Origin of the sequence: Streptomyces sp. CT34 (genome assembly GCF_000805335.1) — a bacterium.
GTDB lineage: Bacteria > Actinomycetota > Actinomycetes > Streptomycetales > Streptomycetaceae > Streptomyces.
Genome location: NZ_KN708638.1, coordinates 7,040,258 through 7,064,728 on the forward strand (window position 1 = coordinate 7,040,258; position 24,471 = coordinate 7,064,728).

Below are 24,471 nucleotides of genomic sequence, written 5' to 3' on the forward strand. Positions count from 1 at the left end.
GTTCGTTGTCGGCAATGGCCGTCGAGCATCGCGACCTGCCGGGTGCCGTGGCTGCAGTAGGGTCCGGTCATGACCACGGAACGCCCCAACTCGTGGGCTGCCGAGGCGATCCGGCGGGTGCGGACAGGCGGCTTGCATCTGGCACCGACGCCTCTGCGCCCGCTTGCGCTGCCCGCGTTCCGGGACGTCGAGATCTACTTCAAGGACGAGTCCGCGCATCCCACCGGCAGCATGAAGTATCGCCTGGTGCGGGCGATGTTCTGTGAGGCGATCGCTAGCGGTGCTATCAGGTCGGACACGCCGGTGATCGCGGCTGCGAGTGGAGCGGTTGCTGTGGCCGGAGCCCGCTTCGCGAGGCTGTTGGGCCTGGTGTTCACCGCTGTCGTGCCGGCGAAGACCTCTGCGGACGTGCTGGCCAGGATCGAGGGGGAGGGCGGACGGTGGCAGGTGGGTGAGCAGCCGCCCGCCGCGGTGCAGGAGGAGGCGAGGGCGTTGGCCGAGCAGCTCGGCGGCCACTTCCTGGACCACTTCCGCGACGCGGAGCGGGCGGTGGCCGGGTGTGGTGAGCCGACGATCGCCGACGAGATCTTCGATCAGATGCGCGGGGAAGCGCACCCGGTCCCGGAGTGGATCGTCACGGGTGCCGGAACCGGGGCGACCTCGGCAGCCATCGGACGCCACTTGCGGTGACACGGTCATCCGACGCGGCTGGCCGTGGTGGACCCGGAGAACTCCGCCTACTTCCCCGCGTGGGCGAGCGGGTGTGGCGACTACGCCACGGGGATGCCCTCGCGGATACCTGGCATCGGTCGCCCACGCACCGAGCCCGGCTTCCTGCCGGCGGTGATCGACCTGATGATCCCGGTACCGGACGCGGCGTCCGTTGCGGCCCTGCGGTGGCTTCGCGCTGCTGCCGGGATCGAAGCCGGACCGGCGACCGGCACCAACTTCTGGGGAACGTGCCACCTCGTGGCACGGATGCATCAAGCGGGGATGCAGGGCAGCGTCGTCACCATCATCGGCGACGCCGCTGATCCGTACCGCAACACCCACCTCAATACGGAGTGGGTGCGTGCGCGGGGACTCGACCCTGCGCCGTACGAAGCCGATATCGAGCTGTTCGCCCGCACCGGGCACTGGCCGATCGGGTAGCGACCCACGGAGGGTAGCCAAATCCGCGATCATGAACAGCCGTGGCTGATGTTCTCCTCCAGGACCTGTGGTTTCAGGACGAGGCCAGACTCACCTCAACCCACGGCAGGAAGCGAAAAGTGCCGTCCACCGCCGGGCACGAGCCCGGGTGAAACACGCCCTGTCGCGGTTGAAGAACTGGAAGATCCTGCGGGACTGTCGGCTCAAGGGCAACGGCGTTTACCAGGCCAGGCACGGCATCGCCCGCCTGCACAACCTCGCTTGGGCCGGTTGAGCTGTTCTGACGGCGGCGGCGTGCTCAGCTCAGCGTCAAGCGCACCAAGTCGATCTCCTCGTCGCGGGCCCGCGCGAAGCACCTGCTCTTCCCCGTGACGATGAAGCCGCACTTCTCCAGCACGCGGATGGAGCCGGCATTATCAGCGGCGGCGTCGGCGTGCAGCGGCCGCGTGGGCTCCAGCTTGATCAGTTCGGCAACGGCCGCGGTGGCAATGCTCTGGCCCCAATGGGCTCGCCCGATGACGTACGTGACCTCACGCTCCGACGGCGGACCGAAGACTGCGGCGTGCCCTGCCACAACGCCGTCAGCGACAACGGTTCGCAAGATCACGGACGGGTCAGAGCGCACCTTTGTCCAGTGCCGGTCGAAGTGGCCACGGTCGTAATGATACTTCCTGGTCACAGCCGCCATCTGCTGCAACTCGGCATCCGTCAGCTGCTGCCAGAAGATCGGTAGGTCGCTGTCCTCAAGCTCGCGCAGGGATATGCCCATAGGCGCAGTCTCGCTCTCCAGAAGATCGATACCCAGGTAGGTGGCCCAGGCTATGCCCAGCTTGCACTTACGGGACAACCTTCAGGACTCGCAGAAGAACAACACGCTGATTCCGGTTCCGGGGCTTGTGACAGTGGTAAGCAGCGGCGGGACCTGCGGAGTTGACACGCGAGCCTCGAAGCCTCGAGCGAGGCGGGGCCGGCTGTAGCTCGGAATGCACCGTTCCGGTGGCGAGGAGCCCCGCGGCCCTGCCGCGACACACCGTCCGGCTCACGCCTCCGCACCCCGGTGCCCGTCCCGCGGCAGCGTCAGCGTCGCGCCAGCCGTCAGTACGAGTCCAGCCGTCGCGATCAGCATGCTCCACCGCATGCCGGCCGGGAACGTGTCCGCCCCTGCCAGTAGCGCCCCGAAGGCCGCCACAGCGATCGCTCCGCCGACCTGGCGGCCGGTGTTGAGCACCGCGGACGCGGTGCCCGCCCGGTCTGCGGGGACGGCGTCGAGCAACATCGCGGTCAGCGCCGGCACCGTCAGCGCCCCGCCGAGGCCGACCGGCACCATCAGCGCCGCCACCACCCACACGTTGGTGTGCGGGCCGACGGTGAGCAGGGCCAAGAGTCCGGCTGCCCCGATCAGTTGTCCCGCCACCATCGGCAGCCGCGGGCCGAACAGCGAGGCCAGTTTCGCCGAGGCCAGGTTCACCACGGCGACCAGTGCCGTCATCGGAATGAACATCAGGCCCGCGTGCAGGGCGGACTGCCCGCGCTCCTGCTGTAGGTACAGGCTGAAGATGAACACCCCGCCGTAGTAAGCGGCGTTGAGCATGAAGCCGACCACCAAGGACACTGCTACCACCCGGGAGCGGAACAGCGGCAGCGGGAGCATCGGGTGCGCGCCCTTGGCCTGCGCGGCGAAGAAGGCGGCTGCCGCGGCCGCGGCCACCAGCAGCGACACCACCACGGGCGGCCAACCGAAGCCCTTGTCGCCGCCCTCGATCACGCCGTACGTCAGCGCGCCCATCGCGACCACCGCCGTCACCTGCCCGACCACGTCAAGACGGGCCGGCAGCCGCGGAGAGGCGGGCACGCGGGTGAGCAGGGCGAGCGCCAGCAGGCCCGCCGGGAGGTTGACGAAGAAGATGCACCGCCAGCCCACGGATGCGGTGAGTGCCCCGCCGAGGACCGGCCCGGCCGCCACCGCGACCGCGCCGCCCACGGTCCAGACGGCGATCGCCCGGGCCCGCTTGGCCTGGTCGGGAAAGCCCTGCCGGACCAGGGCCAGTGACGCCGGCATCATCACGGCCGCCGCACCCCCTGCACCAGCCGCGCTGCCACCAGCACACCGAGATTGGGCGCCAGTCCGCACGCGGCCGAGGCCAGCCCGAAGAGCACCAGGCCGCCGCCGTACGCCTGCCGGGCCCCGATGCGGTCGGACAGGGCGCCCGCGGAGAGCATCAGGGCGGCGAAGATCAGCGTGTATCCGTCCACCACCCACTGCAAGCCGGACATACCGGCGCCAAGACTGCGGCCGATGTCGGGCAGCGCGACGGTGACGATCAACGCGTCCAGCGAGATGAGGAAGAAGCCCAGCAGGGCGGCACCGAGCACCGTGGAGGATCCGCCCCGGGCCGCCTCGGGAGCCGCGGCCGCGGCTCGCGGGCCAGGGGAGGACGTGAGCAGCGATTTCATCAGGACACTCCTGAGACGTTTTTGAAGGTATGCGACCGAGGCTGGAAGCCAGGGGGCGATCACGGGCAGATGGGCCTGTAGTGGGGAGCCACGTACCGGGTGCGCCAAGGCCCCTCCGCCTGGGTTTCCCGCCGCGCCTGCGTGGAGACGGTGGGCGGGAAGAGGGGCGGAGACGGCTGGAGGCGTCAGTCGAAGTCGGTGGAGCGGATGAGCTCTTCCCAGGAGCGGAGTTCGGTGCGGGCACGGTCGAGGTGGTCGATGATCGCGTCGGCGGCGTCGTTGCCGAGCGGCAGACGCAGCGGCGGCTCGTCGGCGTCCAGAGCGGTGAGGAGGGCGGCCGCGGCCTTGGCCGGGTCCCCGGGTTCCTGGCCGCTTCCGCCCGGCAGCCCAGAGCGGACGGGGCCCACGGTGTCCTGGTAGGCGTCCAGGGCCGCGGCGGGCTCCAGTGTTGCGGTGCCGGCGAAGCCGGTACGGAACGCGCCGGGCTCGACGATCAGCACCCGAATGCCGTGCGGGGCGACCTCGGCGGCCAATGCCTCGGAGAGCCCTTCCAGGGCGAACTTGGTGGCGCAGTAGGCGCCGACTCCGGCGAAGGCGAACCGCCCACCCATGCTGGTCAGCTGCACGATGGCGCCCGAGCCCCGGCGGCGCATGTGCGGCAGCGCGGCCCGGGTGAGCGCGGCCGGGCCGAAGAAGTGGAGGTCCATCAGGTCCCGCAGCTCCGCGTCGGTGGTCTCCTCGACCGCCCCCACCATGCCCCGTCCGGCATTGTTGACCAGGATGTCGATCCGGCCGTGCCGGGCTGCCACGCCGTCGACCGCGGCCTGGATGCCCGCGATGTCGGTGACGTCCAGCGGCAGCGCCTCGACCTGGTCCGGGTGCGCGGCGACCAGATCGTCGAGCAGCGCAGTGCGGCGGGCGGCAGCGACCACGATGTCGCCCGCGGCCACCGCCGCTTCGGTGATCGCCCGGCCGAACCCGCTGCTCGCCCCGGTGACCAGCCATACCTTGTTCATGTTCTTCTCCTTGTGCCAGGTGATCCGCTGCTCTCGGCGGTCCGTGTGTGAACTACCTTGCAAGGCACACCGGTTGCCCGTCCAAGATCCGCTGTGATAGCCGATGGTTATGGACGTTCACGGACGGGACCTGAGGTACTTCGCCGCAGTGGCCGAGGAACTGCACTTCACGCGCGCAGCCGAGCGGCTGTACGTCTCACAGCCCGCGCTGAGCAAGCAGATCAGGGCGCTGGAGAAGCAGGTGGGGGCCGCGTTGTTCGAGCGCGACCGGCGCGAAGTGCGCCTGAGTGCGGTCGGTGCAGCACTGCTGCCGCACGCTCAGCGCATTCTCGCCGAATGGGAGGCAGCCCAGGAGACAGTCGCCCGGACCGTGGCCGACCAGGCGGCCGTCCTCGTCGTGGGCATGAGTACCAGCCCGGGGCGCGGGGGCGTGCTGCCCGCGATCCGCTCCCGCTTCACCGCCACGCGCCCTGGTGCCCGCCTCACACTTCGCCAAGTCCCCTGGCACGACTCGACCGCCGGGCTCGCCGACGGCACGTGCGACGCGGCGTTCGTCTGGCTACCGCTGCCCGATCCGGACCGCTACCGGTGGGTGGTGGTCGCCGAGGAACCTCGCCTGGTCGCCATGGCCGATACCCACCCGCTCGCCGACAGGGAGACCATCGACTTCACCGACCTGCTGGACGAGCCGTTCCTCGCTCTGCCCGACAGCGCAGGGCCACTGCGGGACTACTGGCTTGCCACCGACGCCCGCGGCGGGAAGCCGGCACTCATCGGCGCGGAGGTGGCAAGCACCGAGGAGACGTACGAGGCGCTCGTCGCGGGTCTCGGCGTGGTCCTGCTGGCGGCCGGGAACACCCCGCTGATCACCCTCGGCGGAGTCGTCACCCGTACGGTGAGGGGCATCTCGCCCAGCCGCTTCGCCCTGGCCTGGCGCGCCGACGACCGCCGGCCGCTGGTGCAGGAGTACGTGCGCGCGTGTGAGCTGGCGACCGATGAACGCCTACGCGAGGTGGTGGACAGGGCGAACGTTGACTGATGCAGCACTAGCCCTCGGCGACCAGGAAGTCGGCCAGCTTGGCCAGGCTTCAGGTGGAGAACGGCCGGCCGTGCTCGGCCGGCTTGGACTTGGCGATCTTCTTGATCTCGCGGCGTTCGGGCAGGGCGAACGTCCTGGGGCGTCCGCCCTTGTACTTGGGGTAGAGCGAGGTGAAGCCGTCGGCGTTGAAGTTGTGGATCACGTCTCGTGCCCGGTCCGGGCTGGTGAACGTCACCTCGGCGATCTTGGTCACGGGCATGCTCTGGGCGGATAGCAGCACCATCTGCGCCCGCCGCCAGGTCACCACCGAGCCGGTGCCTCTACGGACGATGCGGAGCAACCTCGTGCCCTCGTCGTCATCGATCTCCCGGACCTGCATACGTTCAGCCACGTGATCATCCAGGCTGCCCAGCGCATCGATCGAGTGACGTGTCACCGCAGGGCGAACGTTGCCTGATTCGGCACTACCGGTAGTTCGTTAAACCCGGCGGTAGTTGGGGGTTGACGTGCTGTCCGAGCGGTCGTAGAGCGGTGGAGAGGGTTGGCCGTGTCTTGGGGGTTGACGATGACCGCGCGTCGTCCGTGTCCGTCCGCGCCGGGTCCGCTGGAGGAGTACGCGGCCCGGTTCGACGACCTCTTCGTCGGTCTGGCCCAACGTCGCGGCTTTCGGGAGTACGTGACCGGGCTGCTGGCGCCGCGGGACCGGAACAAGACGCTGACTGCCTGACCGGGGCGGAGCCGGTCGTGGGCGCCGGGGCACCGTCGGTGCAGCGGCTGCAGTTCTTCCTTTCGGAGTCCACCTGGGACGCCGGGAAGGTCAATGACCGGCGGCTGGAGATGCTGCGCGAGCAGCCGGAGACCGCGCCGCGCGACGGCGGGGCCATCGTCATCGACGACTCCGGGGACCGCAAGGACGGCACGGCCACCGCGCACGTGGGCCGGCAGTGGCTGGGCCCCACGGCCCGACCCTTGGAACGGGCGAGTGCAGCCCCTGCCTGGCCATGGGCGGGTGGGCCGGCTCGAAGGGAATCCGTTACGCGGCCCGGCGCGCCTCGGTCCGCCGGTGCCCGCCTTCTTCCTCGCAGGGGCCGCCGCCGGCCGGCCATCCGCTGCCCCCTGCCGTGGATGGCCGGCCGTCTCCTTGTGCTGCTGATCCCGGTCACGCAGGTGGCAAGGCGGCCGGGCGACGATGCCAGGCACGGGCGGTCCAGCGGCTTCCTCTGAGTGTTTCGTCACAGAGGTCCGGAATACGGGGACGATTCGGAACCTCTGGCCCCGCCTTGCCTGTCCCACAGGGTGGAACTGACCTTCATGCCCTTCGGGGCAGTACCCACCGGAGCAGCAGGATGACGACCCCACCGGCCCGGATCTACCAGTCCAGTGGTCGACGCCGGGCCACCGTCGCGCGGAGATGGATCATGGGAGTAGCCTCCGTGGCCGTCCTCGGGCTGATCGCCTGGCCGGTGATGAGCCACTTCGGGATTCCGCCGTTCACCGGCGGGGGCGACCCTGTCAGCTACGACCGGGCCGGTGCCTCGAAGGCCGCCGACTCCGAAACCCTGATGCCTACGGGCCCCAGGGCCGACTTCACGAGCGTCAAGACCCTGAGCGACGGCACCAAGGTCAGCGTCGTCACGCTGGAAGGGAAAAAGTCCGGATTCAAGGGAAAAGTCTGGGTCTGGGCCCCCAAGGAGTACACCCAGGACCCGAAGTTCGCGTCGCGCGGCTTCCCCGTCATGATCGCCCTGCCCGGCGGCCCCGGTAACGACAGCAACTACTGGTCGGTCGGAGAGTTCGGCAAGGACAAGCTCTCGTTGGAGAAGAGCGTCTCGAAGTGGTACCAGGAGGGCAAGAGCAAGCCCTTCCTGCTGGCCATGCCGATCCTCAACCCTGGCCCGGACGACAAGGGTATCTACTGGGACGCCAGCGACATCCCCGGCCAGCCGAAGATGGGCACCTGGCTGACCGAGGACGTCCCCGACCTGATGAAAGCCAATTTCCGGACGATCAAGTCCCGTGACGGCTGGAGTTACATGGGCTCCTCCACCGGCGGGTTCGCCAGCCTGAAGGCCGTGCTGAAGCACCCCGACAAGTTCAAGACCGCCATCGCCAACGGCCCCGACATCGTGCCCGACTCCCCGCTGTGGCGAGGCCATGGGAAGGAGAAGCGGGAGAACAACCCCGAGGCGCTGGCCAAGCAGTTGGTGGCCACCAAGGGGCCGGACGTCTACATCGCCTTCCAGGTCGGCACGAAGGAGCACGCGTCGACCATCAACGCCATCAAGAAGTTCATGGCCACGTACGGCAAGGGGCCGGTCCACACCAAGCTGTGGGAGATACCGGGCGGCACCCACAACGGTGCCACGTACCTGTCCAACATGCAGTCCCCCACGCAGTGGATCAGCGAGCACATCAAGTGGCAGACGCCCCGGCCGTGACCGCGGCGGGCCCCACCAGGGCTTGAATCGACAGCTACGGCAACTGCAATTCGCCCCGCATCACCGGCATGTGTGTAAGTTTCAAGTCCCCCTGTGAAGTTCGTGTGCGTCCGACACTTGCGGCTCGCGGGGGCAGGGCCCTGACCTGCGCCTTTGTTGGCGTGTGAGGTGGGGATCCGTGTCGGTACGTCAGAGGGCGCGAGTTGGATCTGCGTCTGCTACTGGGCGTAGTCGGAGCGGTGAACGGGCTCCGCAGTGGGGGAGTCCGTGGATCGAGCGGTGGCAGGTTCCGGCTCGTGCAGTTGGTCGCGGCAAGCTAGGCGGATGGGCGGGTGAGGGTCTCCAGGGAGAGGGTGGCCAGTTGTTCCTCAAGGGCGGACCGGTCCTCCAGTACGGAAGCGCGGAAGCGGTGTGCCGCGAGCAGTGACAGTAGCCACCACGCTCCGGCGAGGGGCGTCAGGTCTTGGCGCAGTTCACCGGTTTCCTGGCCTTTGCGGACGAGATCGGCGAGCACATCCGCGACGTTCTGTACGGCAGCGCGGGCGGCGACGGCCACGTCGGGGTCGGCGGTGAGTCCCATGGCGTCGGCGAACAGCACCCCCAGGGAGCCATGTGCGTGCAGTGCTTCGAGGTGCTGTGGGGACAGCCGCTCGGTGAGGAAGTCGAGTACCGGTTGCCCGGAATCGAGCGCGCTCCGCACGGTGGCGGCGAGTTGGCCGGCAGCGCGTTCCAGGACGGCGGCGAACAGGGCGGGCTTGGAACCGAAATTCTGGAAGACCACGGGCTCGCTCACGCCGACGCGTGTCGCGATGGTGGAGATCTTGCTGCGTTGGTAGCCGGACTCGGCAAACACCTTGATGGCCGCGTCAAGGATCGACTCTCGCCGATGCGCGGCGGACATGCGAGTGCGTCGCGGCGCGGCGGCGGGCATCGGCTCGGACTCGGTCACAGGGACAGGATATCCGTGCGGTGCGTGGCGCACTTGGCCGTGGCTCCGGTTTCTGTGGTGGCAGTGAGGACGGAACCGATCGGACGGACCGGCACCCGCCCACCCCGAGGGGCGGGTGGGCGCGCGCAGCTCGGCGTGGGAGATGCAGAAGGAGCGGCTCGGGCCCTGGCCCAGCCCGAAGCATCCCAGCTCACGCGCCCCGTCGCCAGCATCGAAATCGCCCGGGCCTGGCTCTCCGCGGTCGAGGGCGATCATCAAGCGGCCCAGGAACGCCTGTGGCGTACCGCGGCCTTCAACCGGGCCTCGGGTGCCCTGATGCTGAGTGCCACCGCGCTGTTCGCGCTTGCGCGGATGGGGGTGGCCTCACAGGTGGCCGCCCCGTTGGCCGAGATCTCACAGCTTGCCCAGGGGCCCGTCGTCAGGGCCTGGTCCTGTACGGCGTCGTCACTGGCCGATCCCTACTCGGAGCAACGCTCCTGTTGCGCTGCCGAGTTGAAGCGGCTGGGTTTCCCGCAGCTCGCGGCGGACATCGAGGAAACGACATACACCCTCGACCAGGCAGGCGAGGCGGATCTCCCGGCGCAGGACAGGGTTTGCAAGGCGGCGAAACTGCTGCAACGGCTCACCCAACGCGAATGGGAGGTCGGGCGCCTCGTCAGCGAAGGCTTCTCCTCCTCGGCGGTTGCCGCCCGGCTGCACCTGTCCCGTCGGACCGTCGAGTCCCATCTACAGCGCGCCTACCACAAGCTCGGTGTTCATTCCCGCAAGGAATTGGCGGTGTTGATCGCAGGCGACTACGCGCACGCGAGCTGAACTCAGTCCTGGACCGGCCCGATATGCCCTCCGCATCAGGTGCGACGCCTCGCCTGACGCACTTGCACGACTACTTAGTCGCAACTAAGTTTAGCTGCGACTAAGTAAGAACGGCGCTACGGCGGGCAGGTGCGCGCCCGCACGCAATGGAGGTTGCTGTGCTGGATGTCATCGTCATCGGTGCCGGTCCGGGGGGACTCCAAGCCGCCCTCACACTGGGCCGGTCCCGCCGCTCGACGCTGCTGCTGGATGCCGGTCCCGGACGGAACGAACCGGCGCACGAGGTGCACAACTTCCTCAGTCGCGAAGGCGCCGGCCCGGAGGAGTTACGCGCCATAGGCTTGCGGGAGCTCGCGGCATATCCGACCGTCGAAGTCCGACGTGCCGAGGCAGTCGCTGCAATCAGCCAGGAGGGCGGCTACACCGTCCGACTCTCGGACGGCACCGCCGAATCGGCACGCCGTCTCGTCCTGGCCACCGGAGTGGTCGACGTGCTGCCCGACATCGAGGGGCTGGCCCCCCTCTGGGGGCGCACCGCGGTGCACTGCCCGTACTGTCATGGATGGGAAGTGCGGGATCGGCCCTTCGCCGTCCTCGCCTTGCGCCCGCAGGACGCCTACTTCGCCGCGCATCTCACGAGGTGGAGCGCCGACGTCGTGCTCTGCCTCGACGGCAAGGACGAACTTCCGGAGGATCAGCGGAAGTTGCTCGCCTCGACGAACGTCCAGGTACGACCTGAGCCCGTCGTGCGGCTGGAGGGGAAGGGCAGTGAACTCCAGCGCATGGTCTTCGAATCCGGGCCGGTACTCGAACGCGGCGCCCTGTTCCTGAAGCCGCCCACGAAGCAGCGCAGCGATCTCCCTCGGCTGCTGGGCTGCGACATCCTGGACGACGACTGCGTGCAGGTCGACAATTTCGCCCGCACCGCTGTCCGCGGTGTCTACGCGGTGGGAGACATGGCACGCCGTCCCGAGATCCCCATCGCCACTCCCCAGGTCGCCCTCGCCGCCGCCGAAGGCGCGACCGCGGCGGTCGCCATCGACACCGAGCTGGTATACGGGAAGCTCCCGTGGGAGTGAACGACACCGCGCGGCGGGCCTCGGAGCGCGCCACACCACCATGGCTGCTCGTTCTCCTGGCGACCACCTTCGTGTTCGGCACCGGGGACTACGTCGTGGCCGGCATCCTTCCCGAGACGGCCAAGGGGCTCGCGGTGAGCGAGGCGGTCGCCGGGCAGCTGATCAGCGCCTTTTCCATCGTCTATGCCGTCTCTGCGCCCATTTTGGGGATCGCGATGGCGAAGCTGCCCAGAAAGACCCTGATCACCGTGGGGCTGGCAGTCTTCGCCCTCGCCAACTTCCTCGGCGCGAGCGCCTCTTCGTACGGGCCCCTCCTCATCTGGCGCGTCCTGGCGGCGCTGGCCGCCGGCGCCGCCACCCCCGCCGCCCTGGCCGCCGCCGGCTCCCTGTCCCAACCGGAGCGCAGGGGGCGGGCGCTGGCGGCCGTCTCGGCGGGACTCACCGCATCCTTGATCGCCGGAGTTCCCGTGGGCACGTGGATCGGGGGATCGTACGGATGGCGCGCCACGTTCGTCTTCGTGGGCGGTGTCTCGCTCGTCGTTCTCGCCGCGGCCCTGGTCTTCCTGCCGGCGGTACCGTCCACTGCACAGACGTCGTCCACCGGCCAGCGGCTCGGTGGCCTTGCCCGGCTCCCGCTCGTCGCCGGGCTGCTGGGTACGGCGTTCGCCACGAGCGGTGGGCTGATGTTCTACACCTACATCGCGCCGGCAGCACGCGAGGCCGCCGGCGCGACCTCAGGGGTACTGGCCGTCATCATCGCTGTCGCCGGTGCGGCCGGACTGATTGGCCCTCTCATTGGAGGCAAGTTCACCGACTCCACCGGTCCGCGTCCCACGCTGACGGCGGCGTTCGCCGGTTGCTCCGTGGTGCTGTTCGCCTTTGCGGGCACGATCGCCTGGGGACACACACCGGCCGTGCTGTTCTGTGCCCTCGGCGCGGCCTGGGCCATCACCTCGTGGGGCGCGTATCCCCCGACCCAGCTGCGCCTGTTGACCCTCGCGGGTGACTCCGGAAACGAGCCGATGGCGCTGTACAGCAGTGCCATCTACCTGGGCACCGCAGTGGGCGGCGCCGTGGGTGGTGCGTTGCTGACCGGCTTCGGCGTCTTCGTCCTGCCGCTCGTGGGAGCGGTGCTGCAGCTGATCGCACTCGCCCTCTACCTCCTCGGCTACCGGTCCCGGTCCGCCGAGTCACCAGTAGCAGAAGCCTGACCGGAGCGCACCGGCCCGACGAAGGCACTCGAACGGTGACAGTCGCAGGCACCGATCTGACTGCCCTCGACGAGTCCAGGCTCTCCGCCTGGCGGGGGCGGACGGTCGGCCTGGTGTTCCAGTTCTTCCAGCTGCTGCCGACCCTGACGGTGCTGGAGAACACCATGCTGCCCATGGACCTGTGCCGTACCGTCCCACCCGGACAACGTCCCGATCGGGCCCGCGACCTGCTCGACATGGTCGGCATCGCCGACCACGGCCACAAACTCCCCACAGCGCTGTCCGGAGGGCAACAGCAATGTGCCGCGACAGCCAGGGCACTGGCGAACGACCCGCCGGTGCTGCCGGCGGACGAGCCACCGGCAATCTCGACGCCGAGACCGGCACCACCGTGCTGGAACTCTTCACGGAGCTCTCCGGGCCCGACAAGACCATCATGATGGTCACCCACGAACGTGATGTCTCCGCGTTCGTCCATCGCGCGATCACCCTCGCCGACGGCCGGGTGGCGGACCCCGGCACGACAGGGGAAGCGCGGTGAGCCGCCCTCGCTGGACCAAGCTGCGCCGGGATATCGCGGCAACGCGTGTGCGCGTCGCCATCATGGCGGCGGCCATCGCGGTCAGTCCCAGCGCCGTCGGATCGCTGCTCTCCGCACAGACGGTGTGCCCCGAGAGCTGACGCGCAACTATCTCGACACGCACCCGGCCTCCGCCACGATCCGGGTGAGCCAACGGTTCACCGCCGAGGACCTGTCCTGGGCGCGGTCCCGGCCAGGCGGGCTTAAGCGGCTCTGCGGCAGATCCTGGAGGCCAGGGTGAAGGTCGCGCCCGACACCTGGCTTCCCCTGCTGTTGTTCGTCATCCCGGCCAACGATCTGATGCACGTCGCCGTATTCCGCAGGAACGACGCCACCTGGCCGCCACCCGCCGGCGCCCTCTACCTGGAACGCGCGGCGACCGGCATCGTGCGAAGGTCGGTGGGTAAACCCCTTACCGTTACGGCGCAGAACGGGGTGGCCCACACCCTCCAAGTGGCGGCGACGGTACACGATCCGGCACTGGCTCCCGCCCCACGGGAGCGCACCGGATCCGGCTACATCACACCGGCAACTCTGCATCGGCTCGGTATCCAGGCGCCGTTCGACGAACTCGAGATCGTGGTGGCAGACGGCCCGCACACCGCCGCCACCACGGACACCCGACTCATCGAGCGTCGGGCTCGCGCCCTGGCGAGCGGTCTGGCCCAACGTGGCGCCACGGTCGAGGAAATTCAGATTCCCCCTCCGCACCGCCACCCGCACCAGTCGATTCTCGACTCCATGATCGGGCTTCTGCTCGGGCCGCGGTCATCGCCTTCCTCCTCGCGGTGATCCTGGTGGCGACCATGCTCCAGGCACTGCTCGCCCGCCAGGTGCGCGAAATCGGCATCCTCAAGGGCATCGGCGCACGCGACCACCAGATACTCGGCACGTACCTCACCATGATCGGCCTGATCGCCGCCGTGGCCACAGCGGTGTCCATCTGGCCGTCCGTCGCCATCGGCCGACTCATGGCACAGGCAGTGGCGGACATGCTCAACATCGACACCGTGAACGCCGCACCGCCGGCCTGGGTTGCACTCGCCACCGTCGTCGCGGGCCTGGCCGTCCCCTACCTGATCGCGCTGCTGCCCCTGACCCGGGCCAGTCGCCGTACCGTCCGTGAGGCCTTCGACGACCATGAGGCCAAGGCCCCGCCGCGTCGGCGCACGGCCCGTTCCTGGGACGCCGGTCGCACAGTGGTCATGGCCTTCCGCAACGCCTTCCGGCGCAAGGGCAGGCTCGTCCTCTCGGTCACGCTGGTGGCCGCTGCCGGGGCCATGCTGATGACCGGCCTCAACACCGCATCCGCCTGGCGCACCCTCACCGACGACGCACTGCGACGCCAGACATACGACCTCGAAGTCCGACTCGACCACCCGCAGGACGTCGAGCGGCTCGCGCACCTCGTCGGCGCCGTCCACGGTGTCCGGCACGTCGCCCCCTCCGCCTCCTTCGCCGCACTCGCCCACCCTGGCCCCGGAATACCGGTCACCGCCACCTACCCGGACAAGGAGCACGGCAGCTTCACCGCACTCACCGTGGACCCCGGTCGACCGCTCCTGCGCCCCGCGCCGGCCTCCGGTCGCTGGCTGTGCTTCGGAGAGAAAACCGCCGTCGTCCTCAACCAACAAGCACTGGCGCGCTTCCCCGGCGCACGGGCCGGAGACCGGATCACCCTTGGCATCCACGGCCGGACGGACAGTTGGCAACTGGCCGGCGTGACCGAGGAAATCGGCCCCGCCACGGCCTACTTCGCCACCGGCGCGCTCGATGACGTACGGGGAAAGCGGGATACCGCATCGCTCCTGCGCATCGTCAGCGACCGGCATGACGACACGTCGCGGCGCACGGTGCTCGCCGGCGTCGAACGTACATTGACCGACGCCGGCACCCGTGTACGCCGGGGCGTTCCCGTGTCCGAACTGCGCGAGTCGGTCGAAGGCCATGTGTCGCTGCTGATCGGCGTGGTCATCGGCATCGCCGCCGTCATGGGGCTCGTGGGGCTGCTTGGACTGGGCGCCACCATGGCGACCAACGTCACGGAACGCAGAAGGGAGTTCGCCGTCCTGCGCACCCTCGGAGCCGACCCTGCTGCCGTCCGACGCATCGTGATCTACGAGGTGACCGCGGCCGCTGCTCTGAGCACCGTCCTCGCCCTGACAGTGCCCGCCTTCCTCCTCCTCGGCAACGTCCTGGGCAACGCGAGCTTCCGTTTGCCGCTCCCGCTCCACATCTCGTTCGCGGGAATCGTCCTGTGGGTCCTTCTGGCCTTGATCGGCAGCGTGCTCGCCACCTGGGCAACGAGCCGTCGCACCTCGCGTACACCCGTCCATGGGGCGCTCACCGCACTCTGACCTCTGGCATGGCCCGGCGGCGTGGACATAGCGCGGCCGGGTCTCTCGCTTTCTGGAAACGGCCTCGGGTGCCGCTCGTGGCGGCCGTCATGATCAGGGATCCGCCAGCCGTCGGGGCTGTCACCGTGCGCCATGCACGCTCGCCGACGCCGGCGGCGGCCCCGCAGATTCCCGCTATGCCCCTACGACGCCGTCCGGGGATCCGGCGTGCCTGGACTTGTCACATCACCTTAGTCGCAACTAAGTTAAGTACATTCTTAGTAGCCACTAAGTTGTGAAGGGGAGTGGCGTGGCCCTCGGAAGATTTCTGCAAGGCGAAACACGGTCTGACACTCCCGGCGTGACCATCGGTCCGGCCCGCGCGTACGAACTGTTCAGCGAGTTCGGTTTCGGCGGCAGACGGCGGCGCGCCTTCGCTCGACTTGCCGCACTGAGCGGCGCACGGCCTGGCGACCGGGTGCTGGACGTGGGCTGCGGCACGGGCTACCTGACCCGGCGCATGGCCGAACGGGTCGGGCCGGGCGGGGCGGTGACGGGCATCGACCCGTCACCGTCGGTCCTCGCCTACGCCCGTCGGAAGGGCCGACATGCCGCCGGCGCCCGGTGCACGTACCAGGAGGGAACCGCCGAGGCGCTTGACCTACCGGACGCCGTCGCCGACGTCGTGGTCAGCAGCCTGATGCTGCACCACCTGCCGGAGGAACTGCGGCCGGCCGCCCTGCGCGAGATGTATCGCGTGCTGCACCCCGGGGGACGCCTCATCGTCGCCGAGTTCCGCCCGCCTACGAGCCGATTCGGGCGCCTCTTGATCCATGTGCTGGCGGGCCATGCCATGGAGCACTCCGGCGTGGAGCGCCTCGATGGACTCATCGCCGACGCTGGGTTCGCGTTGCAGGGGTGCGGTGACATCCGGCCGTGGCTGCGCTACTTGCAGGCAGTGCGCCCGGTACCCCGGGAGCGACCGAATCCGTAACGAGCAGGTGCGCGACATCATGGTAATGGGGCACCTGATTCACTTGCTCCCGTCGCCAGCTGCTCGACGGGAGCGCCTGCAAGGACTTGATCGCACGGACTTCCTGCACCGGCGGCCGCCCTTCGCATGACACGCCGCCGCCCCCAGCCCCCCGCAGCGGCGCGGACTGTGGGGCGGGCAGGCTCCCATCGTGGAGGCCGCATCGCTCGGCGGCGGATGGGGAGCCGTTGCGTTCCACCGTTGTGCCGTGCGGTGTTGATTGCGTTCGGGATCGGCTGCCGACGGGCAGGGAATGTGCATATCGTTCAGGGCGCGGGTGATGCGGGCGATGCTGTGTCTGGATAGGCGTTGGGTGAAGATCCAGGTGACGATGGGGCCGGTGTGAGGGTCGGGGTCGAGGCGTTGGATGCGTACGCCGCGACGCGCCAGGGCGCGGTTGGGGTGGGGGCCTGCATCCACGAGCCGGTAGCCGTAAGGGGGGTGGCCGCCGAGGTATCGGCCTTGGTCGCGGGCCTGGACGGTCATTGAGGTGTGGGCGCGGATGCGGGCGCGGGCGACTTCGCGTTTGGCGAGGATGCCGAGGAGGAACATGAGCCCTTCGTGCCCGGCTGTTTGGGGGGCGGCGGCACCGCTGAGTTCGAGGATCCAGACGGGGGCGTTGTAGTGGTCGAAGAGCGGGGCCATGACGGTGAATTGGTTGCCGTAGAAGGCGCGTTCGCTGGAGCCGATGACAACGGCGTCGAAGCCGCGGTCGGGGTCGGTGAGCGTGGCGAGCAGGGCGCCGGCTTCGGGACGGCGGGACCAGAGGACGGTGCGGCTGCGGCCGACGTCGAAGTACTCGACGGTGATCCGGCCGTACCCGGAGACGAGGGCTTGGGCACGCAGCAGTTGCCAGGCGCGGGAGGTTTCGGGGTCCTGGTGGTCCTCGGTGGAGACCCGGCCGTGGAAAGCGAAGCGCAACCCGCCGACTCGCGCTTCTTGCTGCCCGTCCTGGCTGCGGCTCTGCTGGTCAATCCACGTCGTGAGCGCACTGCTGTCGTGGATGGTGGTTTGGTATGGATGGGGTATCGGCGTGATTGACACCTCCATGGGGCGGGTGTCTCGGCTCATCGCCGTCCGTGCCCTGTCCTTCGAGCGTGAGTGCTGGAAAGACAGGGGAGAAGGGGTGACGGCGTGGGGCACTCGTATGGGTGGCGTTGGGCTTGACGGTGCGGCGGATGGTGCTATGGAGTCCGGCCGTGAGGACGTGATCGCCCTCGGCCATAGAGCCGACCTACCGGCGGGAGGGGGTGTTGGACGGTTTCCTGCGGCCGGAGGCGGTCGTGGAGATGGCGGCACGCGCGCGGGAGGACGCCGAGACCCTGGGCTACCGGTTCACCGGCTCCAACAACGTGTTCCTCGGCACCTCCATCGATGCGGGTGGACGCCGGATTCCGCCGACGTCGGCCGGACGCACACCAAGAGCACGATCGCGTACGACCGCATCGCGCCGGACTCGTCGCTCAAGGCGCTCTTCCACTCGGAGTCGCTGCTGGGGTTCGTCTCCGCGGTCGTGGGCCGACAGGTGTTCCGCTCGGCCGACCCGCTAGATGAATGAGTCCGATGTTTGTGCTGGCCGCGACCATGGCGAAGGGCGCCCGTTGGCTCGTGTGTGACGACAAACCTAGACGCCCTTCTGGCGGCACTCTACGTGTTCATCGACGACCATGTGGCCCCTCGTCGCCGGATCGGGCGACCCCCGAAACTGACAGACGCCGAACTGCTGTGCCTGGCCGTCGCCCAGGTCCTGCTCGGCTTTCCCTCTACCCGTCACTGGATCCGCTTCGCGCACGCCCGCCTACGACACCTCTTCCGCTACCTGCCCCAGCAATCCGCCTACAACAAGCGCCTGAACGCCGCCGGCCCACTGATCTCGGCCGTGCTCCAGGCACTGGCCCAGCAGGTGCCCACCTGGCACGACAACCTGCGCCTGGTCGACTCCACCCCACTGCCGTGCGCCGCCTCCCGCCAGACAGTCAAACGCTCCGAACTGGCAGGGCACGCCGGATACGGATACTGCCCCAGCCATTCCCGCTTCTTCTGGGGCTTTCGGCTCTACCTGCTGACCACCGCGGAAGGCATGCCCATCTCCTGGTGCCTGGCCCATCCCAAGATCGGCGAACGGGAGGTGATGACCGCACTGCTGGAACGCGACCACCACCTCGTACGCTCCGGCCAAGTGATCCTCGCCGACAAGGGCTTCGCCGGAAGGGAGTTCGAGGCGTTCCTGACCGAGAGCCTGGGCGTCCATCTGGTGCGTCCGGACCGGAAGGACGAGCCCGTGCGACACGGCCGTCTCGCCCGTGTCCGCCAATGGATCGAGGCCGTGTTCGCCACACTCAAAGGCCAGCTCAGCCTGGAACAACACGGAGGCAGAACCCTGCCTGGAGTGTTCGCCCGCACCGGCCAACGACTCCTCGCACTCGCAGCAGGTGTCTGGCACAACTGGACCACCGGCGCCAAGATCAAACGATCCCTGACCGCCTTCGACCACTGAGAACATCGGACTCATTCATCTAGGCGCCATGACGATCCATGTTCACCGTGACCGCGATGAGCAGGACTGGCACTTCGATGTGTCGGAGTACACGATCGTCTTGCACATTCTCGCGCCCGAGAAGGGCGGGGTGCTGGAGTACGTACCGCGTTCGCGCACCGAGGTGGAGCAGGACCACGATGTTCTGCGAGCCACCGTGGCCGGAGAGCGGCAGGCACTCACGCGGGAACTGGCCACCACTCCCGGGACGCTGGTACTGCACTTCGGCCGGGTCTCCCTCCACCGGGTCACCCCGGTGTACGGTGCCACACCGCGCATCAGCGCCACGTTGTCGTACATCTCGACGCCCGATGGCCAGCTCAACGCCTACACCCGCAGCCGGTACTTCGGCAGGACCGAATGACCGCCGCGCACGCAGCCGCGCGCCCGAACTGGATCTGCGGGCCTGGCACGCCCCCGCAACGCGGGCGGCGTTCGCACACCGGTCCGGCTTCTGCCACCTGACCGGGCACGGCATCACCGAGCGACGGTCGGCCGAACTACTGGAGCTGGCCCGGCGGTTCTTCGATCTACCCGATACGAACAGCGCGTGTCCTCAGCCCGCCCGCCGGCGCGGACCGCACCTCGATCGCCTGCTTCCTCAACCCACGGCTCGACGCGGAGATCACCCCGGTACCGCTCCCACCCCACCTGGCCGGCGAGGCCCGTGGCAGTACCCAGGACCCCGCGAACCCGGTATTCACCACCTACGGCCGCAACGAGCTCAAGGGATGGCTGCGCGCCCACCCCCGCGTGGCGCGCCGGCACTACCGGGACGTCACCGTCCGAGGGCGCGCGTTGGACGGATGAGCCCTGCCGTGCCCATTGGCCTTTGGCCAGACGGCTGACCTGTGGAAAAGAGAACCGAGTACCGCCCAGCGAGGTGAGCCACCGAGATCGATGCCGTCTTGGCCGAGGGCCGGCCAGTGGCCGAGTGTGGGGAGAAGGTGGCCCGGCTCGGGGCGAAGCTGATCACCAGTCCGCGCCCGCGGCCGAGATCGACGAGTTCCTCGGCCGCGCCCGGTACCAGCGGGCCGACAAGGCCCACAGCCCTGACGACGAAAGCGCGGACGGTGTGTCTGCGGCGCCGGGGGTGCGGGCCGGGCACCGCAACGGCCACTGCGAGGTGACAGGGCGGTGGCTCCGGTGGTGTTCAGGGAGCCACGGTTGGGACGCAGCTTCAGCCTCGCCGGGCGACCGCGACGGCGCGCCCCGGCCGGACCTGGCGTGCGGCCGTACGGGGGAGAGCGTTGCGTATCCGGTACCGCGTTCAGGTTGCCGGCTGGTGCCGACACGCACAGCTGGTCTTGCCCATTGTTTTGGCTCTCCGTGGGCGACAGACGGCGAGGCAGCACCGCGGGTGCGTGGCTCTCGGCGATCAGCGCCCGGTGATGCGGCGACCGTCTTGTGGACCATACGGATCGTGTTGTGCTGCGGGCGTGTGTCCGGCCTCGTGTACCGGGCTGGTTTCGGTATCCGTGCCGTTAACGTACTGCCCCCGGCCCCGAGCCCTGTCTGCGCAGCCTGGGGCCGGGGGTGGGGAGCTTGTGAGACGAGGGGCTCACGCAGGGCAGCGTTCTGAGCGGGCAGTGGCGTGATCGCACGCTTGCTGTGCTGCGCTCGGCTCTTGCCCCGGCGTGCGTGGGCTGACTTCGGGCTGATGAGCATGGCCCGATGATGGCAGCGAGGTCTGACATCCGGCGCGGCCCCGGCAGCCGGTGGAGCGGGGGCTGGTCCGATGGCACGCGAAGGTCGGAAGCACGCCAAGGCCAGCTGGAATCAAGCCAGTTGGCTGAGCGTTCTTCCGCTGAGCATGACGTGGAACGCGAGACTCGCTCAGTCGGCATGATCCATCGGCTTTATGGTCGACCGATTCTCATGATCGGGGTTCGTTTGAGTACGCATCACTACGTCCGAAGGAGCAAGCCTCCCAGTTCGTCCGGCGCGACAGCGGGCCTTGTCCTTGGTGTGCTGGCCACGGTGTGGCTCTTGGGCGCAGGCAGGGACAGCGTAGGGGCAGCGGGTGGTCCGTGCCGATGTGGTTGTGGATTGTGCTCACTGGGCTCCTCGCCCTCGTTGCTGCAGCCCTGTGCTACTTCCTGTGGGCCCGGGGCCGCAAGGAGACGGTCGCGCTCAAAGCGGCCGAGGAGGCCGCAGAGCAGCAGCGGGAACTTCTGTAGGCCCAGATTCGGAATGTCCCGTTCCGCTGCGGTGGTCTGGGCTTAATCCGCTGTCTCATTCGAGGAACACGGCACTTCTGTCTCACGATCTTGCCCTTTTGCGCTACCCGGCCCGCCACTCGGCGGGTTCCGCCTCGATCCGAGCCGAGTCGACGGCCTCGGCTCCCTCGGCTCCGCGTACCCTCTGGCGCCTCGGCTCCGCGTACCCTCTGGTGCGAGGAAGCGATCGACCTGCATCAAGCCAGATAACGCTGGCGAGCCCGGCCGCAGCGTGACGACGGTAGGAAGGTTCATGGCCAAGACGGTCTCGCATCCGCTGTTCGCCCGCCTGTATCCCCGTATCAACGCCTACACGGAGGCGCACGGTTCGCTCGAACACCGCCGGGAGTTGCTGGAGGGCGTGCGGGGACGGGTGGTGGAGATCGGCGCGGGCACGGGCGCGAACTTCCGGCACTACGGGCCGGGTGCCGAGCAGGTGATCGCGGTCGAGCCGGAGCCGAGGCTACGGGCGCTGGCCGAGCGGGCCGCGGAGGCGGTGTCCGTGCCGGTGAACGTACTTCCCGGCCGGGCCGAGGAAATGCCCGTCGAGGACGGTAGCGCCGATGTGGTGGTGGTCTCGTTGGTCCTGTGCACGATCGCCGATGTCCCCGCTGCGCTGGCCGAGGCTGCCCGGGTGCTCAAGCCGACCGGCGAGCTGCGGTTTTACGAGCATGTCCGTTCCCGCAACCCCGGTTTCTTCCGGTGGCAGCGATTGCTGAACCCGCTATGGCGGCGGCTGGGAGGCGGTTGCCATCTGACGCGGGACACCGAACGGGCCATCACCGAGGCCGGGTTCACCATCGAGCGGGTGCGGCACTTCGACTTCCTGATCAATGAGCGGGCCCACCCGGCGTCGCCGTCCATCATCGGCGTCGCCCGCCCGCCGGTCCGCTGGGCGGGGTAGCGCGGATATGGGGTCGGCCGGGGAGGGGCCCTCTCGACGGTCTCCAATCTCGGACCGATCCGGAGACGGAGGCGGCCCGGCACGGTAGTTCAGTGGCCGACGCGTGACCACGGCGACGGCTGCATGGGGTCGACCGTCTGCCCGATGGCGCTCGTGTACGCGCTGAGGTCCTACAGCTTGGTCATCTTGTCGTACGGGCTCGAGATCCGCATGTGCGCCGGGCCGAAATCCACGAGTGCCGCGATTCCCTCCTCGATGCCGATCACCCGGCCGAGGCCGTATACGTCGTGTGTGACCTGGTCGCCCACGGCGAAGTGCTTGGGAGCCGGCGTGACCGGGGCCTTGAAGGGGCTGGTGAGCAAATGACGCTTCGGTGCAGCAGGCTTTGTCATTGCCCCCAGTATGCACCTACGAACTCCGCTAGTTGCTGACTCTTCAGGGTAGGAGTGACTGACGCCGGACTCCACTCCGGCAAGAGCCGAGCCTGCCGACCGGCCGGCAGACGGGCGGGGGACGGGCGGTTCGGCCTCATCGGAGGCCGAACCGCCCGTACCCTTCGGGATGTCTACGGCGTCACATAGCGGGCGCCAAACACTGGAGGCCATACCTCGTGCTGATTGCTCAGCGTCCGTCACTGACCGAAGAGGTCGTCGACGAGTTCCGCTCCCGGTTCGTGATCGAGCCGCTGGAGCCGGGCTTCGGCTACACCCTCGGCAACTCCCTCCGCCGCACCCTCCTGTCGTCGATCCCCGGCGCTGCTGTCACCAGCATCCGCGTCGACGGTGTCCTGCACGAGTTCACCACCGTGCCGGGCGTCAAGGAGGACGTCACCGACCTGATCCTCAACATCAAGCAGCTGGTCGTCTCCTCGGAGCACGACGAGCCGGTCGTGATGTACCTGCGCAAGCAGGGCCCCGGCGTCGTCACCGCCGTCGACATCGCACCGCCGGCCGGTGCCGAGGTGCACAACCCCGACCTGGTCCTGGCCACGCTCAACGGCAAGGCCAAGCTGGAGATGGAGCTGACCGTCGAGCGCGGTCGCGGCTACGTCTCCGCCGTGCAGAACAAGCAGGTCGGCCAGGAGATCGGCCGGATCCCGGTCGACTCGATCTACTCGCCGGTGCTCAAGGTCACGTACAAGGTCGAGGCGACCCGTGTCGAGCAGCGCACCGACTTCGACAAGCTGATCGTCGACATCGAGACCAAGCAGGCGATGCGCCCGCGCGACGCCATGGCGTCGGCCGGCAAGACGCTGGTCGAGCTGTTCGGTCTCGCCCGTGAGTTGAACATCGATGCCGAGGGTGTCGACATGGGCCCGTCCCCGACGGACGCCGCCCTGGCCGCCGATATGGCGCTGCCGATCGAGGAGCTGGAACTCACGGTCCGCTCCTACAACTGCCTCAAGCGTGAGGGCGTCCACTCGGTGGGTGAACTCCTGGCGCGCTCCGAGGCGGACCTGCTCGACATCCGCAACTTCGGCGCGAAGTCGATCGACGAGGTCAAGGCGAAGCTGGCCGGCCTGGGCCTGACCCTCAAGGACAGCCCGCCCGGATTCGACCCGACCGCCGCCGCCGACGCCTTCGGTGCCGACGACGACGCGAGCACGGGTTTCATGGGGACCGAGCGGTACTGAACGTTGCGCTGGGTCGTGGAGCGAGGGGCTGTGCGACAGCAGGTGCGATGTGGCGCTACGCCACCGGCTTTTGCCGCAGCGGTCCTGTGCGCAGCACTTCATGGACATGGGCATGCAGCAGGTGCAGTCGTTTGTGCCCCTGTGCATGCGGTGATGGGTGGTGGGGGACATCACCGGCATGTCCGCCATACAGGCTGTCTTCACGGCGGCGGACGATGCCACGGTGGCGACGTGCGTTGCGGGCTGCGGTGCTGCCTGGGACGAGGCGAGGCCGAGGAGCCCGACGGTCGCCGCCGTGGCGGTTCCGGAGGCAAGCGGTGATCATCGCCCTCGCGCTGCTCGGCTACGCCGCCCTGCTCGGGGCGACGGGCGGCCGCATCCTGCGGCGCGGTGACTGGGCCGACCGCGCGCCGCGGCCGGGGATCGCCCTGTGGCTAGCGGCGAGCTTCTCCGTGTTCGCCGCGGCGGCGATAGCGGGTATCGCACTGGTCGTGCCGACCGCCCGAGCCAGCGCCGACCGGGCGGGCCTGTTGGTGCTGCGGGCCCAGTACGCCTGACCCGGCGGTGCCGCCGCCGGGGCGAGCGGCGCCGTGCTGGGCATTGGCGGTCCTGGGGCGCACGGCCTGGTGCCTGACGGTCGGCGTGCTGCGTGTGGTACGGGAGCGGGCCGGGCATCGCGTCGTCCTCGACATGGTCGGCCGCTCCGATATAGAGCGCGGAGTGGTCGTCCTGGAGTCCGACGAGCGGGCCGTGTATTGCCTACCCGGGCGCCGGCGCCGCACTGTCGTCACCACCGGCACGCTGCGCGCACTGGACGATGTGCAGCTGGCGGCCGTCCTCGCGCACGAGCGGGCCCACCTGGCCGAGCGTCACACCCTCGTACTCGCCTGGAGTGACGCCCTCGCCTTTCCCCGTATCCCGCTCTTCCGTGACGCACGGGCAGAGGTGGCGCGGCTGGTCGAGCTGCGCGCGGACGACGTCGCCGCCACTTCCCCCGGCCGCCGGGCCGTCGCCGAGGCACTCCTCCAGATCGCCTCCGGCCGCACCCGACACGCCGCCCCCGCCGCGGCACTGGCGGG

26 protein-coding genes and 3 pseudogenes are annotated in these 24,471 nt (G+C 69.0%); 22 read left to right on the forward strand and 7 right to left on the reverse strand.

The genetic code is table 11. The features are described 5' to 3' along the window. The first annotated feature begins 69 nt into the window (after positions 1-69). From RZ84_RS41950 to RZ84_RS37360, 3 genes and pseudogenes are all read left to right on the forward strand, one after another. A complete protein-coding gene (locus RZ84_RS41950) occupies positions 70-690 on the forward strand; it encodes a pyridoxal-phosphate dependent enzyme (protein WP_241777940.1) in 621 nt (206 codons plus the stop codon). A gap of 153 nt (positions 691-843) precedes the next feature. Next, positions 844-1,152: a hypothetical protein gene (locus RZ84_RS41955; protein ID WP_241777941.1), complete on the forward strand. Its 309-nt coding sequence runs from the start codon at positions 844-846 to the stop codon at positions 1,150-1,152. Positions 1,153-1,231: 79 nt separating this feature from the next. Beyond that, positions 1,232-1,426: pseudogene (locus RZ84_RS37360) on the forward strand (IS5/IS1182 family transposase); the annotation flags it as partial. A gap of 24 nt (positions 1,427-1,450) precedes the next feature. On the opposite strand, the gene RZ84_RS30765 reads toward RZ84_RS37360, so the two are convergent. From RZ84_RS30765 to RZ84_RS30775, 3 genes and pseudogenes are all read right to left on the reverse strand, one after another. Next, entirely contained in the window at positions 1,451-1,921 is a 471-nt protein-coding gene (locus RZ84_RS30765; RefSeq protein ID WP_043271325.1) for a GNAT family N-acetyltransferase, read from the reverse strand. A gap of 270 nt (positions 1,922-2,191) precedes the next feature. Beyond that, a pseudogene (locus RZ84_RS30770) lies at positions 2,192-3,606 on the reverse strand (MFS transporter). Between the two features lie 185 nt (positions 3,607-3,791). Then, entirely contained in the window at positions 3,792-4,622 is an 831-nt protein-coding gene (locus tag RZ84_RS30775; protein ID WP_043267603.1) for an oxidoreductase, read from the reverse strand. A 103-nt stretch (positions 4,623-4,725) separates the two neighbouring features. On the opposite strand from RZ84_RS30775, the gene RZ84_RS30780 reads away from it, so the two are divergent. After that, complete coding sequence (locus RZ84_RS30780; protein WP_052230264.1) at positions 4,726-5,661, forward strand: LysR family transcriptional regulator; 936 nt, start codon at positions 4,726-4,728, stop codon at positions 5,659-5,661. A 52-nt stretch (positions 5,662-5,713) separates the two neighbouring features. Here the strand turns inward: RZ84_RS30780 and RZ84_RS30785 are convergent. After that, a pseudogene (locus RZ84_RS30785) lies at positions 5,714-6,052 on the reverse strand (helix-turn-helix domain-containing protein); the annotation flags it as partial. A 174-nt stretch (positions 6,053-6,226) separates the two neighbouring features. Between RZ84_RS30785 and RZ84_RS41960 the strand changes: the two are divergent. The 3 genes from RZ84_RS41960 to RZ84_RS30795 all read left to right on the forward strand — a co-directional run bounded on the left by RZ84_RS41960 (position 6,227) and on the right by RZ84_RS30795 (position 8,099). After that, complete coding sequence (locus RZ84_RS41960; RefSeq protein WP_241777824.1) at positions 6,227-6,388, forward strand: hypothetical protein; 162 nt, start codon at positions 6,227-6,229, stop codon at positions 6,386-6,388. Positions 6,389-6,405: 17 nt separating this feature from the next. Beyond that, positions 6,406-6,885 (forward strand): transposase, encoded by a 480-nt coding sequence (locus RZ84_RS41965; RefSeq protein WP_241777943.1) that lies wholly within the window; start codon positions 6,406-6,408, stop codon positions 6,883-6,885. 194 nt (positions 6,886-7,079) lie between these two features. Next, positions 7,080-8,099, forward strand: a complete 1,020-nt coding sequence (locus RZ84_RS30795) for an alpha/beta hydrolase (RefSeq protein WP_241777944.1) — start codon at positions 7,080-7,082, stop codon at positions 8,097-8,099. A gap of 316 nt (positions 8,100-8,415) precedes the next feature. Here RZ84_RS30795 and RZ84_RS30800 read toward each other — a convergent pair whose 3' ends face one another. Beyond that, entirely contained in the window at positions 8,416-9,048 is a 633-nt protein-coding gene (locus RZ84_RS30800; protein WP_198540077.1) for a TetR/AcrR family transcriptional regulator, read from the reverse strand. Between the two features lie 135 nt (positions 9,049-9,183). Here RZ84_RS30800 and RZ84_RS30805 point away from each other — a divergent pair, with 135 nt between their 5' ends. The 8 genes from RZ84_RS30805 to RZ84_RS30835 all read left to right on the forward strand — a co-directional run bounded on the left by RZ84_RS30805 (position 9,184) and on the right by RZ84_RS30835 (position 16,061). Continuing rightward, entirely contained in the window at positions 9,184-9,861 is a 678-nt protein-coding gene (locus RZ84_RS30805; protein ID WP_043267607.1) for a helix-turn-helix transcriptional regulator, read from the forward strand. Between the two features lie 158 nt (positions 9,862-10,019). Further along, on the forward strand, positions 10,020-10,940 hold the full coding sequence (locus RZ84_RS30810) for an NAD(P)/FAD-dependent oxidoreductase (RefSeq protein ID WP_043267609.1): 921 nt from the start codon (positions 10,020-10,022) through the stop codon (positions 10,938-10,940). After that, positions 10,931-12,151 carry an MFS transporter gene (locus tag RZ84_RS30815; protein WP_063772720.1) on the forward strand — a complete coding sequence of 407 codons (1,221 nt, stop codon included), beginning with the start codon at positions 10,931-10,933 and terminating at the stop codon, positions 12,149-12,151. Before RZ84_RS30810 ends, RZ84_RS30815 begins: the two co-directional genes overlap by 10 nt. 298 nt (positions 12,152-12,449) lie before the next feature. After that, the gene (locus RZ84_RS41970; protein ID WP_052230266.1) at positions 12,450-12,692 is read left to right on the forward strand and encodes a P-loop NTPase family protein; all 243 of its coding nucleotides are present in this window, start codon (positions 12,450-12,452) and stop codon (positions 12,690-12,692) included. After that, on the forward strand, positions 12,689-12,832 hold the full coding sequence (locus tag RZ84_RS39320; RefSeq protein WP_157878960.1) for a hypothetical protein: 144 nt from the start codon (positions 12,689-12,691) through the stop codon (positions 12,830-12,832). Before RZ84_RS41970 ends, RZ84_RS39320 begins: the two co-directional genes overlap by 4 nt. A gap of 136 nt (positions 12,833-12,968) precedes the next feature. Then, positions 12,969-13,523, forward strand: coding sequence for a hypothetical protein (locus RZ84_RS30825; RefSeq protein ID WP_043267611.1), 555 nt, complete (start codon positions 12,969-12,971; stop codon positions 13,521-13,523). Positions 13,524-13,537: 14 nt separating this feature from the next. Next, a complete protein-coding gene (locus RZ84_RS30830; protein ID WP_241778109.1) occupies positions 13,538-15,088 on the forward strand; it encodes an ABC transporter permease in 1,551 nt (516 codons plus the stop codon). Between the two features lie 340 nt (positions 15,089-15,428). Further along, complete coding sequence (locus RZ84_RS30835) at positions 15,429-16,061, forward strand: class I SAM-dependent methyltransferase (RefSeq protein WP_198540078.1); 633 nt, start codon at positions 15,429-15,431, stop codon at positions 16,059-16,061. A gap of 39 nt (positions 16,062-16,100) precedes the next feature. On the opposite strand, the gene RZ84_RS30840 is transcribed toward RZ84_RS30835, so the two are convergent. Continuing rightward, positions 16,101-17,150 (reverse strand): serine integrase family protein, encoded by a 1,050-nt coding sequence (locus RZ84_RS30840; RefSeq protein WP_198540079.1) that lies wholly within the window; start codon positions 17,148-17,150, stop codon positions 16,101-16,103. Between the two features lie 562 nt (positions 17,151-17,712). Here RZ84_RS30840 and RZ84_RS30845 point away from each other — a divergent pair. The 4 genes from RZ84_RS30845 (at position 17,713) to RZ84_RS30855 (ending at position 21,759) form a co-directional block, all read left to right on the forward strand. Beyond that, positions 17,713-18,597, forward strand: a complete 885-nt coding sequence (locus tag RZ84_RS30845; RefSeq protein ID WP_043262718.1) for an IS982 family transposase — start codon at positions 17,713-17,715, stop codon at positions 18,595-18,597. Positions 18,598-18,625: 28 nt separating this feature from the next. Then, on the forward strand, positions 18,626-19,000 hold the full coding sequence (locus RZ84_RS30850; RefSeq protein ID WP_052230268.1) for a HalD/BesD family halogenase: 375 nt from the start codon (positions 18,626-18,628) through the stop codon (positions 18,998-19,000). 1,687 nt (positions 19,001-20,687) lie between these two features. Next, on the forward strand, positions 20,688-20,816 hold the full coding sequence (locus tag RZ84_RS42410; protein ID WP_277816891.1) for a hypothetical protein: 129 nt from the start codon (positions 20,688-20,690) through the stop codon (positions 20,814-20,816). A 292-nt stretch (positions 20,817-21,108) separates the two neighbouring features. Then, positions 21,109-21,759 (forward strand): class I SAM-dependent methyltransferase, encoded by a 651-nt coding sequence (locus RZ84_RS30855; RefSeq protein ID WP_043267617.1) that lies wholly within the window; start codon positions 21,109-21,111, stop codon positions 21,757-21,759. Between the two features lie 170 nt (positions 21,760-21,929). On the opposite strand, the gene RZ84_RS30860 is transcribed toward RZ84_RS30855, so the two are convergent. Next, positions 21,930-22,151, reverse strand: a complete 222-nt coding sequence (locus RZ84_RS30860) for a hypothetical protein (protein ID WP_043267619.1) — start codon at positions 22,149-22,151, stop codon at positions 21,930-21,932. A 218-nt stretch (positions 22,152-22,369) separates the two neighbouring features. Between RZ84_RS30860 and RZ84_RS30865 the strand changes: the two genes are divergently transcribed. From RZ84_RS30865 to RZ84_RS39985, 3 genes are all read left to right on the forward strand, one after another. Further along, positions 22,370-23,392, forward strand: a complete 1,023-nt coding sequence (locus tag RZ84_RS30865; protein ID WP_043267621.1) for a DNA-directed RNA polymerase subunit alpha — start codon at positions 22,370-22,372, stop codon at positions 23,390-23,392. Positions 23,393-23,709: 317 nt separating this feature from the next. Next, entirely contained in the window at positions 23,710-23,949 is a 240-nt protein-coding gene (locus tag RZ84_RS38455) for a hypothetical protein (protein ID WP_063772721.1), read from the forward strand. An 85-nt stretch (positions 23,950-24,034) separates the two neighbouring features. After that, the coding region (locus RZ84_RS39985; protein WP_198540080.1) for a M56 family metallopeptidase at positions 24,035-24,471 on the forward strand (437 nt) is incomplete at its 3' end.